Annotated in this window: 7 protein-coding genes and 3 pseudogenes; 9 read left to right on the top strand and 1 reads right to left on the bottom strand. The window is 68.0% G+C overall.

The genetic code is table 11. The features are described 5' to 3' along the window. The first annotated feature begins 780 nt into the window (after nucleotides 1–780). The gene (locus ACH4SP_RS42140; RefSeq protein ID WP_398423747.1) at nucleotides 781–3,567 is read left to right on the top strand and encodes a hypothetical protein; all 2,787 of its coding nucleotides are present in this window, start codon (nucleotides 781–783) and stop codon (nucleotides 3,565–3,567) included. A 138-nt stretch (nucleotides 3,568–3,705) separates the two neighbouring features. Here ACH4SP_RS42140 and ACH4SP_RS42135 read toward each other — a convergent pair. Next, a pseudogene (locus ACH4SP_RS42135) lies at nucleotides 3,706–3,963 on the bottom strand (helix-turn-helix domain-containing protein); the annotation flags it as partial. A gap of 95 nt (nucleotides 3,964–4,058) precedes the next feature. Here ACH4SP_RS42135 and ACH4SP_RS42130 point away from each other — a divergent pair. From ACH4SP_RS42130 to ACH4SP_RS42095, 8 genes and pseudogenes are all read left to right on the top strand, one after another. Continuing rightward, a complete protein-coding gene (locus ACH4SP_RS42130) occupies nucleotides 4,059–5,210 on the top strand; it encodes an SMI1/KNR4 family protein (RefSeq protein WP_398423746.1) in 1,152 nt (383 codons plus the stop codon). A 517-nt stretch (nucleotides 5,211–5,727) separates the two neighbouring features. Then, nucleotides 5,728–6,852, top strand: coding sequence for a hypothetical protein (locus ACH4SP_RS42125; RefSeq protein WP_398423744.1), 1,125 nt, complete (start codon nucleotides 5,728–5,730; stop codon nucleotides 6,850–6,852). 150 nt (nucleotides 6,853–7,002) lie between these two features. Beyond that, nucleotides 7,003–8,559, top strand: coding sequence for a transposase (locus tag ACH4SP_RS42120; RefSeq protein ID WP_398423742.1), 1,557 nt, complete (start codon nucleotides 7,003–7,005; stop codon nucleotides 8,557–8,559). A 212-nt stretch (nucleotides 8,560–8,771) separates the two neighbouring features. Continuing rightward, the gene (locus ACH4SP_RS42115; protein ID WP_398423741.1) at nucleotides 8,772–8,996 is read left to right on the top strand and encodes a cold-shock protein; all 225 of its coding nucleotides are present in this window, start codon (nucleotides 8,772–8,774) and stop codon (nucleotides 8,994–8,996) included. 102 nt (nucleotides 8,997–9,098) lie between these two features. Then, nucleotides 9,099–9,729: pseudogene (locus tag ACH4SP_RS42110) on the top strand (transposase); the annotation flags it as partial. 460 nt (nucleotides 9,730–10,189) lie between these two features. Next, a complete protein-coding gene (locus tag ACH4SP_RS42105) occupies nucleotides 10,190–11,278 on the top strand; it encodes a hypothetical protein (protein ID WP_398423739.1) in 1,089 nt (362 codons plus the stop codon). Between the two features lie 1,120 nt (nucleotides 11,279–12,398). Beyond that, on the top strand, nucleotides 12,399–12,764 hold the full coding sequence (locus ACH4SP_RS42100) for a hypothetical protein (protein ID WP_398423737.1): 366 nt from the start codon (nucleotides 12,399–12,401) through the stop codon (nucleotides 12,762–12,764). Between the two features lie 540 nt (nucleotides 12,765–13,304). Beyond that, nucleotides 13,305–13,973 (top strand): annotated as a pseudogene (locus ACH4SP_RS42095) (IS5 family transposase); the annotation flags it as partial.

Here is a 13,973-nt window from a genome sequence, read left to right as displayed (position 1 = left end):
CTTGTGCCGGGCCTGGTGGTCGCTCTGGCAGGGGTAGTCGGATGTTCAGTGTGCGGTGACGAGCAGCACGAAGACAGCTGCGAATATGGGGGCCCTCCGGTCTGATGACGGATTCGGGCGGATGAGGGGCGGTCGGTCGCTTGGCCGTGGACGGCCGCCCCTGCTGTCAGCTTTCGGAGCTGATGGGGCCGGTGCCGAGGGCCTGGCGCTGGCCGGCCTCGTACAGGCGCTGCGCGGTGGACCGCTTGGTGGCGTCGCCGAGGAGGATCTCCGCGACCTGGGCCCAGGAGAGACCGGAGTCCTTGAGCTTGACGGCGAAGGCGCGGGAGCGGCGTTCCAGGAGCTGCTGGACGCGGTACGCGGGGGCGGCGTTCTCGCGGATGCGGTCCAGGTCCGCGTCGGGGGCAGGCCGATCACGGTCAGGGCGCCGTCGAGGCGGCCGGACTCGATGACTTCCGAGAGGTGGCCGGCCGGGTCGTCGGCCCGGTGCTTCCAGGTGATCTCGGCTTTGCCGGTCTCGGTCTTCGTGACGTCGACGCTCATGGGGGTTTCCTTCCCTCACGCTGTACGCAACGCGTACAGCGTGAGGGAAGGGCAAACCACAAGATTCTTCTGGTCAACTCCCTTGGCACTGGCACATGTTGACTGAGCCGTGGGAAGGGACTCCTTCCCACGGCTCACGCAGTCCCGCAGCTTTCGGCCCCACCTCGTTCGCTTTCAGCCGCAGGGGTTCACGGGCTGTTCCGGCGCGCTAGCATCCGCACGCTTCGACTGTGGGGGATGGTGCGGATGAAGGTGCTGTACGCCTGGGCAGAGGCTGCTTTCCAGCGGGTCATGGATTTTGCCGAGCCCAATCCCGAGGACGTGTACCTGCGCTGTGTCCTGCGGTCAGCGGACGGGCAGGAGGTGACACGACTGCTGGAGAAACGTGAGGGCGTCACCCGCAGCGCGGTTATCCAGACGATGCACCAGTCCGCCTACCGGGCTTTCGTCCGCGCCCGGTGCGAGGGAGGCTCGGAGGAGCGGCGCTATGACAGAGCCCTGCGAGCCCGGTACGAGCTGGGCCTGAGCCAGGCCGCACACATGCGGGAGGCCGGAGGGGGCTGGTGGGGGGTCTGTCTCGCGGCCATCCTGCTGCCCTACCTGGCCCTGAACCACGGGGGCCTGATCGGTCTCGCCGTGCTGGCGGTGAGCAGCACAGTCCTGCTGACGGCCCTTTCTGTGTGCGGAATCCGGGCCTGGACCCGCGTCTGGCATAGCCTGCGGGTGGGAGGGTGCCTTTTCCGGCGGGCGGTCCAGCGCGGCGAACTCGGCCTCCTGGCAGGCTACTGGGGCCAGGAGCAGCAACTCGTAGGCACCGACCCGGTGGTAGCGAGCGCGGTACGCCACCTTCTGGGCGAGGACGCCGATTCGCTGTTCATCCCCGACGCGGTGGAGGGGCTGCGGGCTCCGCGGGCGCCCGACTATTTCGTGGAGAGTGCGGCGGTCCGCCACCTGGTGGGGAAGCTGAGGAACATGCAGGACGGCACGATCGCGGTCTGCGGGCCGCGCGGGGTGGGCAAGAGCACGCTGCTGGAACACTGCGTGAAGCGGGCCGACTTCGGAGTGCTGGTCCAGGCCCCGGCGACATACACCCCGCAGGACTTCCTGGTCACCCTCTCGGTACGCCTGTGCGAGCGCTACATGGTCTCGCAGGGACATCCGGCACCCGCACTCAGCCGCCTGTCGTCGCTCGGCCGGTGGCTGCGGAAGGTGCGCACTCGGCTCGCCCGCTTCGCCCGGTGGACGGTGTTCGCGGTGCCCGCGCTGGCCCTGCTGACGCTGGGGCTGTCCGCCCCGGTGCGCACCCTGTACACGCAGTACGGCACCCGCATGTGGCACGCGCTGCAAGACCAAAGCACCGGCTGGTATGCCCAGCTGGAGAGCGTCTGGGACGGCCGGTCGGTCGTGTTCGCGGTGGTGTCCGTCCTCATCGGGACGGCGTGGTGGATGGCGCGGAAGTCCTCCCCGCTGCCCGCGATTTCAGGGTTTGCCTTCCGCCAGTTCGTCTCCTTGAGCGGGACTCTCCTGATGGTCTCCTGCGCCATCAGCTTCCTGGGCGACCCGGGCGTCATGCGCCGACTGATCGAGCCCCACCCGCCACTGTCGCTCTTCTTCAGCAGCGGGTTGTACGTGCCGGTCTTCCTGTGGCTGCTCCTGCGCAAGCTGCGGGAGGCCGGGACCGTCACGGTCGGCAAGCGGCACTTTCCTGTCGGGACGCTCGCGACGATGTTCGCCACCCCGTGCGGGCTGTGGGCCCTGTTCCGGCTGGTGGAGCTTCCGCAGATGTACGGGGTGCTCGCTGACGAGCAGAACCCGCTGCGGCTCGCCGGGATCGTGGTGGGGTCGCTGTTGTCGAAGGTCGAGGGCTGGAGGCGCAAGGACAAGGAGGGACCGCTGGTGACCCGGTGCCGTGATTACCTCTACCGGCTGCAGACCCTGCAGTCGTCCACCAAAGGCCTGACGTCGGGCGGCGCCCTGGCCGGCCTGACGCTGGGGAGCACCCACGCGTCCACCCTTTCCACGCTTCCCCCAAGTTTCCCTGAACTGGTGGACGGCTTCCGTGAACTCCTGGGCGCGATTGCCGACGAGAAGGCACAGAAGCGCCAGCGCGTTGTCATTGCGATTGACGAGGTGGACCGGCTGGGATCGGAGACGCAGGCACTGGCCTTCCTCAGCGAAGTGAAAGCCGTCCTGGGAGTGCCGCACGTCCACTTCCTCATCTCGGTCGCCGAGGACGTCGGCGCGACCTTCGTACGCCGCGGCCTGCCCCACCAGGGCGTCACGGACAGCTCTTTCGACGACATCGTCCACGTCCAGCCCGGCACCTTCGCGGAAACCGCCAAGGTCCTGACCGCCCGCTCCACCAACCTGACCGAGCCGTACGCGATGCTCGCGCACGCCCTGTCCGGCGGTGTGCTGCGCGACGTACTCCGCTACGGCCTGCAGATCATGGAGCAGCAGGAGAAGGCGCAGTCCTTCGAACTCACCCAGATCTCACGCCACCTGGTCCGCGAAGAGCTCGCCGAAACGCTCTCCGGTTTTAGGACCCTCCTCGGTGGCCACCAGTGGTCCAGCGGCAACAGCCAGGTCCTCACCGCCCTGCACGCCCTGACCAGCGGCCTGCGCGACCCGTGTGCATGCACCGAGACGCTGCTCGACGGAGCGCTCGCCGACCTCGCCCATCTGGCGCCCACGGCGTCGGAGATACCCGACGAGGCCCGCCAGGTCGTCGACGAGGCCTCCGCCTACACCTACTTCGCGCTCACCCTGCTCGACATCTTCGGCGAGGAGAACTTCGAGGCCCGCCGACGGGACGCAGCCGACAACGGCCTCGACGGGTACCCGCAGCGCCTCGCCGAAGCCCGCCAGGAACTCGGTATCTCCCCGCACAGCGCCCGCCCCCTGATCGACGCGGTCCGCAACGCGTGGTCGCTCCCCCTGGAACCGGGCACCAGCCCGCGGCGCTTCCGCCACTGCACAGCCCACCCCCAGCCACAGGGAGACCCGCGCCCAGACCACTTGTGACCCCCGAGAACAACTCCTTCCCGAACAGGCGAAGCGGTGCGACGCCTGCCTCCAGTCCCCTTCCCGCGTCCACAGGCCCGGTGTGCCACCGTCGGTTTCATGACTCAGGGCACCACCGGGTCACCGGCCAAGACACGCACGGCGACGACCTCCCGCCCACCTAGGGCCCAGACAGGACAGACCGATCTTGTTGAACCGGTGGATCACGTCCCGGACCGTGTCCTCGTCGGCCTGCACCAACTTCGCGATGACCGGCACCCGGCTCCCGCCCGCCGAGGCCAAGAGCATCATCGCTCGCCGGTATCGCACCGAACTGGTGCTCCCCCGGCGCACGATCTGCTGCAGCCTCTGCTCCTCTTGGTCAGTCAACCCGCGCACACGGACAAGTACAGCCACCGCACCCCCAGCACTCGGACGGCCCCGTCAAGACATCCAACCGCGGCAACCACCACCCCGGCGAACCAATCCGGCCAGAGCACTAGGGTCAGCCCATGCGAAATGACCTGGTCCAGGAATCATGGGACCGCATCGACGCTTGGCTGCGCGAGCGCGCGCCTCGTACCTTCGCCACGCTTGGGCCGCCCGCGGGACATGAGGAGATCGCGGCAGCGGAGGAGGCTCTGGGCGTCACCTTTCCTCCCGACCTGGTCGCGTCGCTGCGCCGGCACAACGGGGCTCTGGACGGGGCGGAAGCTTTCCAGTTCAGCACGCACGACCGGCTGCTCGGAGTAGGCGAGATCGTCGAGGACACCCAGTGGATGCGCGACATCGCCGAGGACCTGGACGAGGAGGAGGCCGAGTCCTACTGGATCGACGGCTACCTGAAGTTCGGTTCCTACGGGGTGACGGCTGACGGTCTCACGATCGACTGCCGCCGTGGGCAGGACTCCTACGGTGCCATCGGACGGTTCTTCGACGAGACCGGGACCGACTTCGGACGGGCCGACTCACTGGGTGGGTATCTGGAAGAGCTGGCCGACCTGCTGGAGAGCGGCCAGGACGGGGGTGCCGTCACGTTCAACGGACGGCTGTTCTGGGAGTGGGCCATGCCTCCCGGCCCGGACTGGGGCAGTGCCGACGACCCCCTTCCCGGGCCGGATGAGCAGTTGCCGGAGCTGGACCTGTCCTGCAGCCCCACCGATGCCCTCCATGTCGGAGCCCTGGACGGGCTTGAGGAACTCGGGGCGCTCCTCGCGGTCCTGCCGCGTGAGCAGGTGGCCGAGGCCGCACGGAAGCAACTGCGCAGAGTGGCCGTCGACACGGGCCTGAACAAGTACCCGGAGATCAAGTCGGCCCTGGACGCGCTGGAACGGGGCGAAGCCCCGCCACATCCGGAACGAACCGGCCCGCTCGCCCTGCGACTGCGCACGGTGATTGTTCAGGCGGACACTCACCGGGACTCTCCTCGCCGGTGGGCCGCGGAGAAAATGGTGCACGGAATCTGGGGCTCGCCCTACAGGTCCGTGTGCGAGAGCGCGAGCATCCGCGGCCGCCTCACTGTCGACTGGCGTACGGATCTGCACGCGGACCTGGGCAACCCGCCACTGCCACCGATACCTGACGATCGCTTCTGGGGGACCCTGCGCAACCCCGCCATCGACTCCAGCTGGCACGCAGCTCAATACGCCCAAGACCAGGGCTGACCCCAGGAAGTTCCGGTTCCACATGAGCGCTTCATCTGGCGGGACCCGCCAGACGAAGGGTTCTGGCGGCGCTTCCGTGACGACTACGCCAGAGACACGGCAAGTGTCCAGGTGCTCGGATGCGGCGACGCTGTCCGTCGCATGGCAACGGTGTGTGGCAAGGCGCCGTCGGTACTTGGCCATTCGACCACGAGGATCTCCTCGTCTGTCACTTGATCCTCGGCGTTCTTCATCTCTGCGGATTGCACGCTGACCGGCTCATGAAGCCCGCTGCCAGGAATGGGGTGCCACGGGCTGACATGTCTGAAACAGGTCAGTGGAACGCTTTCTTCGTTTCTGTGGCGATGACAGGTCGGTCAAACGGTGCCAGAGTGTGCGCGCACGGTACGTCGTGGGACTCCGGCCGGACCCGTCCCCGCACCCTGGTGCCCGCCTTGGCGCCAGGGACTTGAGAGCACGTCTCACTTCAGCATGCCCCCGTCCGCTGGAGCGGGTCGTGGGCCGGAGAGGGAACGCGATGGGTTCATGGCACTGGAGCGACCAGGAAAGGCCCACCACCACAGTCGGTGTCCGGGCCACGATGGGCGCCGTCACGATGAAGGACGACCCACAGGCCGTGCAGCGGCCGTATGTCTTCGTGCGCGGCTACGACTCGCGGCTGCACGTCAACTGGTGGGACGGCAAGGCGTGGCACTGGAGCGACCAGGGAACGCCGGCCGGGCGCACGATCATCGAGAAGGTCGGCGCCGTCACCATGCAGGACGACGCCAACGCACAGCAGCGCCCCTACGTCTTCGTCATCACCGACGACTCGAAACTACACGTGAACTGGTGGGACGGCAGCAAGTGGCACTGGAGCGACCAGGGCGCGCCCGCCGGACGTCTGATCCGTGAGGGCGTCGGCGTCATCTCCGCCCGGGACAACCCGAGCGCGGCGCAGCGCCCGTACGCCTTCGTCATCACCGACGACTTCCGCCTGTGGGTCAACTGGTGGGACGGCTCCAAGTGGAACTGGAGCGACCAGGGCGCCCCGCCGAACCGCACCATCTCCCGCCCCATCGGCGTCACCACCATGAAGGACAACCCCAACGCCTTCACCCGCCCCTACGCCTTCGTCATCACCGACGACTCCAAGGTCTGGGTCAACTGGTGGGACGGCTCCAAGTGGAACTGGAGCGACCAAGGCGCGCCGTCCGGGCAGCCGGTCAAGAAGGGCGCGGGCGTCATCAGCGCCCAGAACGACCCGAACGCGTCGGAGCGACCGTACGTCTTCGTCCAGGGCTACGACTCGAAGCTGTACGTGAACTGGTGGGACGGCACCAAGTGGAACTGGAGCGACCAGGGCGCGCCCAGCGGACGGCTCATCCTCGACTCCGTCGGCGTGGTCACGATGAAGAACGACCCGAACGCCTTCACCCGCCCGTACGCCTTCGTCATCGCCGACGACTCGAAGCTGTACGTCAACTGGTGGGACGGCAAGGCCTGGCACTGGGCCGCCCAGGACACCCCACCCGGACGCGTCATCGAACGCCCCGGCGAGGCGATCACCATGCAGGACAATCCGAACGCCGCACAGCGGCCGTATGCCTTCGTCATCACCGATGACTCCGACCTCTGGGTCAACTGGTGGTCACTGGCCTGAGCAGCGCCATGGGTAGGCCGCAGGGAAGGGCCCGGCGGCCTACCCATGAACTTGACTCTGTCGGGGATCTTGGAGTTTCCCGGCGCGGCAGCATGATCAACGGGCATGCTCGGGCAGTTCCGCCGACCGATGCAGCTGTCGAGGTGCCCGGTGTCCCTTCGCCCCCGTTCCGGTGAGCAGGTCCCACCTCTGACTGCGCAGATCGCACGGTCGAGCAACCCGGACGGTACGACGGCGATATGGGTACGCGACCGTCTCGATGGCCTGTGGTGCGACGAAGACTTCGCCGACTGGTACCCGCGGGACGGACGTCCGGGTCTCTCGCCAGCTCAACTGGCCACCGTCTGTGTGCTGCAGTTCCTGCTCGGCCTGCCGGACCGGCAGGCCGAGCAGGCGGTTCGCTGCCGCATTGACTTCAAGTACGCGATGGCCATGGAACTGGACGATCCCGCCTTCCATCACAGCGTGCTGGCCGACTTCCGCGACCGTCTTGCCGAAGGCAACCGTGCTGACCGCCTCCTCGACCTCGCACTGGCCCGCCTCAAAGAGGCCGGCCTGGTCCGCGAGCGCACCACCCGGCGCACCGACTCCACCCACGTCCTGGCCGCGGTGCGGGACCTGACCCGACTGGAACTGATCACCGAAGCGGTCCGCGCTGCACTGGAAGAAGTCGCCGCCACCTCTCCTCATCCGCTGGACGAGCTGGTCGATGAGGACTGGGGGCGCCGCCAGGGCCGACCGGTCCGCCTGGGCAAGAACCCCACCAAGCCCAAGACCAGGATCCTCGCCACCGGAAACGACGCCGTCCAGCTCCTGGAACACCTCTACCGGCACGGAACAGACCGTACCTCCGGCCCTCGTATCCAGGCCCTGCGCCAGATCATGGTGCAGAACTACCACCGTGACACGGCAGGACACCTGCGCTGGCGCACCGCCGAGACGGAAGGCGGGCCCGGGCTGCCGCCCTCGTTCCGGGCGGTCGTCTCTCCCTACGACACCTCAGCCCGCTGCGCACGGCACGGACACATCATCAGCTGGAAGGGGTTCGCCGCTCACCTGACCGAGACCTGTGCTCCCGGCGGCCCCAACGTGATCACGGACGTGGCCACCACCGCGGCGACCACGCACGACAGCCAGGTCCTGCCCGGTATCCACACCTGCCTGGCCCGCCGCGAACTCCTGCCCGCCGAGCACCTGGTCGACGGCGGCTGCACCTCGCTGCCCCACCTGGAACAAGCCACCCGTGAACACCAGGTCACCGTCTCCGGGCCCCTCCGGAGCAACCCCACCCGGCAGCACCGCCAGAACGAGGGCTTCGCCCGGGACGACTTCCACATCGACTACGACCGCCAGCAGGTCACCTGTCCCCAGGGACAGGTCAGCGCGGGCTGGCACGGCCCCTATCCGACCTCCTCACCCACGGCGGCCCCGCTGATCGTGGCCAGGTCCACCAAGAACCAGTGCCGCCCCTGCCCGGCCCGCACGCAGTGCACCACCGCCGACAGCGCCCGCACCGTGGTCTTTCCCCCACGAGAACTCCGCGACCTGCAACTCCGCGTCCGCACCGAGCAACAGACACCCGAGCGGAAGGCACGCTACGCGGTCCGCTCCGGAGTGGAGGGCACGGTCAACGAGTTCGCCCACGGACACGGCATGCGGCGCTGCCGCTACGCGGACAGGGAAGAGCCCACATCCAGCACGTCCTGACGGCCATCGCCGTCAACATCGAGCGTCTCAGCGGACTGTCACCGGCCGAGGGAACTCCTAGGCCTCGCCGACCGACTGCCTTCCAGAGCTACCTCGACCAGCGCAAGCTACCCCGACCGAAGTCCTGTCGAACCCTGGGCAGCTGACCTCGACGACTCCAAGATTCCCGACCTCCTGTGCTCGCTGGCCTCAGAACTCGTAGGGTTCCGGTCATGGTGACTGCGACTGTTCGCTGGTGGAGCGATGAAGAGGGTTGGGGTGTGCTCGACTCGCCCGAGACTCCCGGCGGCTGCTTCGGCCATTACTCCAACATTCAGATGGCTGGCTTCCGTGCATTGTCGCCCGGGCAGCAGGTGAACCTCACGTGGGAAGCCCCCGGCTTCAAACAAGACGGTTACGACTACCGTGCGGTGCGCATCGTGCCTTTGCCTGCCTGAGCGCCCGCCACGGCCACCTTGAGGATGGTCAGCACTTCAAGATCCCCGACAGCGTCAAGCTCACCCTCAGCGCGGACCGGATGCGGGCTGCGCTGAACATGCGGCTATGTGCTGTCCATCGGCTCCGGTGTCACGGCCCATCCCTTCGACGCGGTGCCCGAGGCACCCGCCCGCAAGGGTGCCAACGGCTGCTGGCCTCAGCCCCGCTACCGTCAGACCCCGCCGACCGTGGCCGCTCATGCGGCCGGTCTGGGGCGCCGCCTTCACCGCGGTCACCTGGCGCCAAGGCTCTCGCGGTCCGATGCGCTCGCACTTCGCGGCCCTGCGCGTCCGCCCGGCCGGCAACTCCATCGTCCGACCGCTCAGGGCCCGGGCCTCGGCCGAACAGAGCTGGCGGGACGGTCTCCTGCCCGACCTGTGGCTGCTGGCCGAGCGGCCCACGGAATCGGAAGCACCTACCGAGTACTGGTTCTCGAACCTTCCCGCCGATACCGGGCTGGAGAACTTGATTCACTGGGCCAAGCTCCGCCGGCGTGTCGAGCACGACTACCGAGAACTCAAACATGACCTGGGCCTGGACCACTTCGAGGGACGCTCCTGGCCCGGACGGCACCACCACGTCACCCTCGTCACCGCAGCCCACACGTTCCTCACCGAACAACGGCTCTCCCCAGAAGCACCCGAGCCGGACTCACGCTCTACCAAGTCCTCCACACCCTCCAGGACTTGCTGAGGTGCTGGACCGGCATCTGCACCACCTGCCACCGCCCGCTGCCATCCGCCCGCCGAACCAGACGAAGAGGGCGACAACAGACCTAACGGAGTCCTACTAGGTGCATCGCTGACTAGCACCGATGCAAGCCGTCTCACACCGCGGCCCCGCGAATTCTTCTCACTTCCGTGTCCCTCCCCGCACTGTTCAGCGGCAGTTGAGAGAGCCCGCGAAGCGCATCTGGCAGATAGCAGGTCGCCGATCAGCGGTACTGGGCGGCGATGTTGAACATCCAGCTGATCCTGAACTGCAACCAGCGAGCCCGCCTCGCCGCACCACACTGGCTCTCACCATCCCTGACCAGGCCGGAAATGATCGTTTGGTTCCGGACAGTCTTCCGCTTGTCTCAATTTTCCTCACCAACCACAGGAGCCACTCCCTACATTGGGTGACGGTACAAGCACTAGATGTAGGGAGTTACATGCGTAAGCAGTGGCGCGTCCTCGGCGCGCTCGCCATCCCGGCCGCCCTCACTCTGACGTTGACCTCTCCGGCCGCGCACGCGGACGGGAAGGCGGAGGCGGAGACGACCGCGGTCACCTTCGACACCTCCGGGGGGCACGAATGGACGGTCCCTGAGGGAGTCACCAGCATCACCCTGGACCTTTGGGGCGGGGGCGGCGGCGCCTCGGGCGGCACCGGCGGTGCGGGCGGCGGGGGCGGCGGGGGCGCCTCGGGCCAGTCGGCGACCGGCATCGGCCAGGGCGGCACGGGCGGCGGCGGAGCCGCCGGCAACGGCGGCGGGGGCGGCTCCTCCGGCTGGCACTCGGTGTGCACGGTGGCTGTCGAGCCCGGTCAGACCCTCCAACTGCAGGTCGGTGGCGGCGGATCCGGCGCCACGGGCACGGCAGGGTCCACCGGTGTCGGCAAGCGAGGCGAGTACGGCACCTTCAAGGCGAGCGGGGGCACCAACGCGCCTGCCGCCACGCGGAGTGAGGCGCCCCGTGCGGAGAGCATGGGAGACCCCACCAGCGTCGCGTTCGATAGCTCTCCCTTACCGCTCGCCAGTGCCGACGGCTCCGGCGCCATGATCAAGAAGGGTCCGGTGGGGGCTCCGGGCGGCGGCGGTGGCGGCTGGGGTGCCGCGAGCTTCGTCTCCGGTGTCCAGGGCTCCGGCGGCACTGCCAACGGCTCCGGCGGCACGGGCGCCTCCACCAGCCTGGGCGGATACAACTCCTGCTCCGGGCAGCTGGCGGACATCGACGGCAAGCAAGTCTGGCCGAAGGCCGAGCCGGGCCAGGGCGGCAAGGTCGGCGCGAACGGCCGCCGGGGCAACAGCGACGGCGACTCCAACGGCGGGATCGGCGGCGCCGGAGGCAAGGGCGGCAGCACCGACCCCCGCGGCTACGGCGACGGCGGCACCGGCGGAGCGGGCGGCAACGGCGGCGACGGCGGCCAGGGCGGCGAGAGTGCAGGCGCGAACGGCGGAGACGGCGGCGCGGGCCATGACGGTGCGCACGGCGGCAACGGCCACTCCGGTGCGGCCATCATCACCTACCGCACCTCCTGACCGGCAGGCCGTGTGACGGTGCCCTCCCCGCCGCCTGCGGGGAGGGCACCGTCGTCTCCGACGGCCGGTGCCTGAGTGTCCTGTCGCAGTGCATCTGGAAGATGCCGAGCCGCTGGCCTAGGCGTGATGGTCGGGTAGCCGGAGCCCGTCACCGGGCCCCGGCCCCCTCAGAACCGTGCGTGCGCCTCACAACGCACACGGCTCAAGCCCTGCATCTGCGCCTCCGGTGTCTAACTTCTTGGTTCCGGTGTCCTTGCGTCGGAGCCTCCAAAGGCTCACCTGACCCACGTGGGCGCCCTTTCGGGCCGGGCCACCAGAGCCCGTATCCGGCGAGTCATACGGGAGTGGGTGAAGGCCCCAACTTCCCGCTTTCCTCTGGCCTTTCGGCCCGCCGGCATTCGCTTCTTGGGTCATCCTGTTCCCGCCAGGGAATTCAGCTCTCCTTACGGTCGGCCTACCAGGCCGTTGGCCTGGACCCCGACGGGGTTTCCCGTTCCGCACCAGGAAGATGCGGCTGGGGAGGGCGCCCTCTCCACCCCGGAACCAGCGGTATCCGCCCCCCTGGAATGAGATCCCCAGGGGTCGCTTCGTACCTTCCAGCACGCGGGTCCTACGGCTGCCGCATACACGCCATCGCGCAGCCTCAACCTCACGGGGCATGATCAAGGGTTCACTTGCGTTCGCCCGTCCAGCCTTCCCCTCACCTGTGGTTCCTCGATGGCCGAGACACCCTTGGGCTTGAACGCTCAGCTCCACACCCCGCCGTTGCCAGCGACGCATGCGAGCGCGGGGACGAGCCTGGATACTGGCTCGAAGTCCAGCCATCTATCTCTCCTTCATCTGGCTGTCCCTACTTCTCTGGTGCGACCTCGTGTCGCACTCTCATGAGGTTGGTGCCACGGCTGCGAGCTGGTTTCCGTGCCCTGCTCGACTGGGGTCGGGCGGGAGAGGAGATCGTTGGTCGCCGCCAAGCGATGAAGGCGGCCGGGATCACAGGTTGGGAGCCTGCGGGACTGAGATTCCCTGTGTCATCACTTTGGGTGACGTGAGATTTGCCCGTGAGCGCCAGGGGGACAAAATGGCTGAGTCCGCCGCATCGACGACAGTTGAGGTATTTCGCATGCGTCACACAGCCATCACCGCAGTTGCGGCGGTGTTCGCCACGACCTTGCCCTTCTCCACGGTCACGGAACAGACCGCACAGGCCACGCCGCCGGGGCGGGTCTGCTTCTGGACCCAGCCCGGAATGATGGGCCAGTCATGGTGCTACGGCCCGCCGGGTTACGCAGAGGCTGAGAACGGTACCCAGCGCAACGCCCACTCCTTCGAGTCCCGGTACAACGGCACTGTGTACGCGATCAGTTACGGGTCGGGCAGCAGCTGCGTGTACCGGGAGATCCGCACGGACGACTACGACGAGGACTGGGCGTGGGCCGGCAAGGTGGACGGCGTGAGCCACGAGACGATGGGGTGCGAGCCGGGCTGAGCCACGCACCGCCGTGATCGGTCTACGGAGTCGTTGCTGGGACACGGACCGTTGACTACGGGGGCACTCGACTCAAGAGGAGAGCCCCCGTCAGGCCACTGCGGCCAGGAGCGAGGCGCTTGAAGTGCGATTGGCGCGGGCCCTGGAAGGTCTGTTTCAGCCGGTTGAACTGCGTGGTGCTGTCACCGTCTCAGCGATCCACCGTGGCTGGACTGCTGCTGCTTCGTCCCCACCCGCCAGTGCACCTGCGCGCGTTGTCGCTCATCAGCCGGACCGCTGGCCCTGGTCGAAGTGGTCGTGATCGTAGAGCCTCACGGTGTGTCTCCATCTTCTTCATCTTCGCGCCGCCGAGGCCGTTCACTTCCCCGGCGAGCTCCTCGCGGATCTTGGTAGCAGGATGTTCGTCTTACTGCGCGTCGTTCATGCCTCCCCCTCTGGGAGGGCGGTATGTGACGTGATGCCGTGTTTGCTGTCGCTGGAACGTGTGGCACAGGAGTATCGGGACTGATCGGAGAGTCCTGTCGTGCTGGAGTGTTCTTCGTGAGTGACCGCCAGCCCTACAAGAGCGACTTGTCCGACGAGCGGTGGGCCCTGATCGAGCCCGTCATCGCCTCCTGGAAGGCCCGGCATCCCTCCGTCAGCGGCCACCAGGGCGCCTACGAGATGCGGGAGATCGTCAACGCCCTGCTCTACCAGTCCCGTACCGGCTGCCAGTGGGACTACCTCCCCCACGACCTGCCCCCGGTCGGCGCGGTGAAGTACTACTTCTACCCGTGGCGCGACGACGGCACCGACCAGACCATCCACGACCTGCTGCGCTGGCAGGTCCGCGAGAGCCGGGGGCGCAAGGCCGACCCGAGCCTGGTGGTGCTCGGCACCCAGAGCCTGCACGCGGCCGTCGGGGTGCCCGCCGGCACCACCGGAAGGGACCCGGCAAAAGAGTCCCAGGCCGCAAGCGCGGCCTGGCAGTTGATGTTCTCGGTCTGGTGATCGCGGTGGTGGTGCTGGCCGCGTCCACGCACGACAACGCCGTCGGCATCGCTGTGCTGGACAAGGTCGCCGCCGGCACCGACACGGTGCACAAGGCCCTGGTGGACCAGGGGTTCTAGACCGCCGTCCTCGATCACGGGCAGAAGATGGGCATCGACGTCGAAGTCGTCGAGCGCAACTTGGCAACCAGCGGGTTCGTCCCGCAGCCCAAGAGGTGGG

The organism is Streptomyces sp. NPDC021093 (assembly GCF_044333135.1).
Classification (GTDB): domain Bacteria; phylum Actinomycetota; class Actinomycetes; order Streptomycetales; family Streptomycetaceae; genus Streptomyces.
Note: the sequence above shows the minus strand (reverse complement) of the source record. Positions and strands in the feature narration are given on the sequence as shown.

Excerpts from the sequence above, each read along its gene's own strand:
- ACH4SP_RS42140 (WP_398423747.1), top strand. The coding sequence starts at position 781 with ATGGTGCGGATGAAGGTGCTGTACGCCTGGGCAGAGGCTGCTTTCCAG.
- ACH4SP_RS42130 (WP_398423746.1), top strand. The coding sequence starts at position 4,059 with ATGCGAAATGACCTGGTCCAGGAATCATGGGACCGCATCGACGCTTGG.
- ACH4SP_RS42125 (WP_398423744.1), top strand. The coding sequence starts at position 5,728 with ATGGGTTCATGGCACTGGAGCGACCAGGAAAGGCCCACCACCACAGTC.
- ACH4SP_RS42115 (WP_398423741.1), top strand. The coding sequence starts at position 8,772 with ATGGTGACTGCGACTGTTCGCTGGTGGAGCGATGAAGAGGGTTGGGGT.
- ACH4SP_RS42105 (WP_398423739.1), top strand. The coding sequence starts at position 10,190 with ATGCGTAAGCAGTGGCGCGTCCTCGGCGCGCTCGCCATCCCGGCCGCC.
- ACH4SP_RS42100 (WP_398423737.1), top strand. The coding sequence starts at position 12,399 with ATGCGTCACACAGCCATCACCGCAGTTGCGGCGGTGTTCGCCACGACC.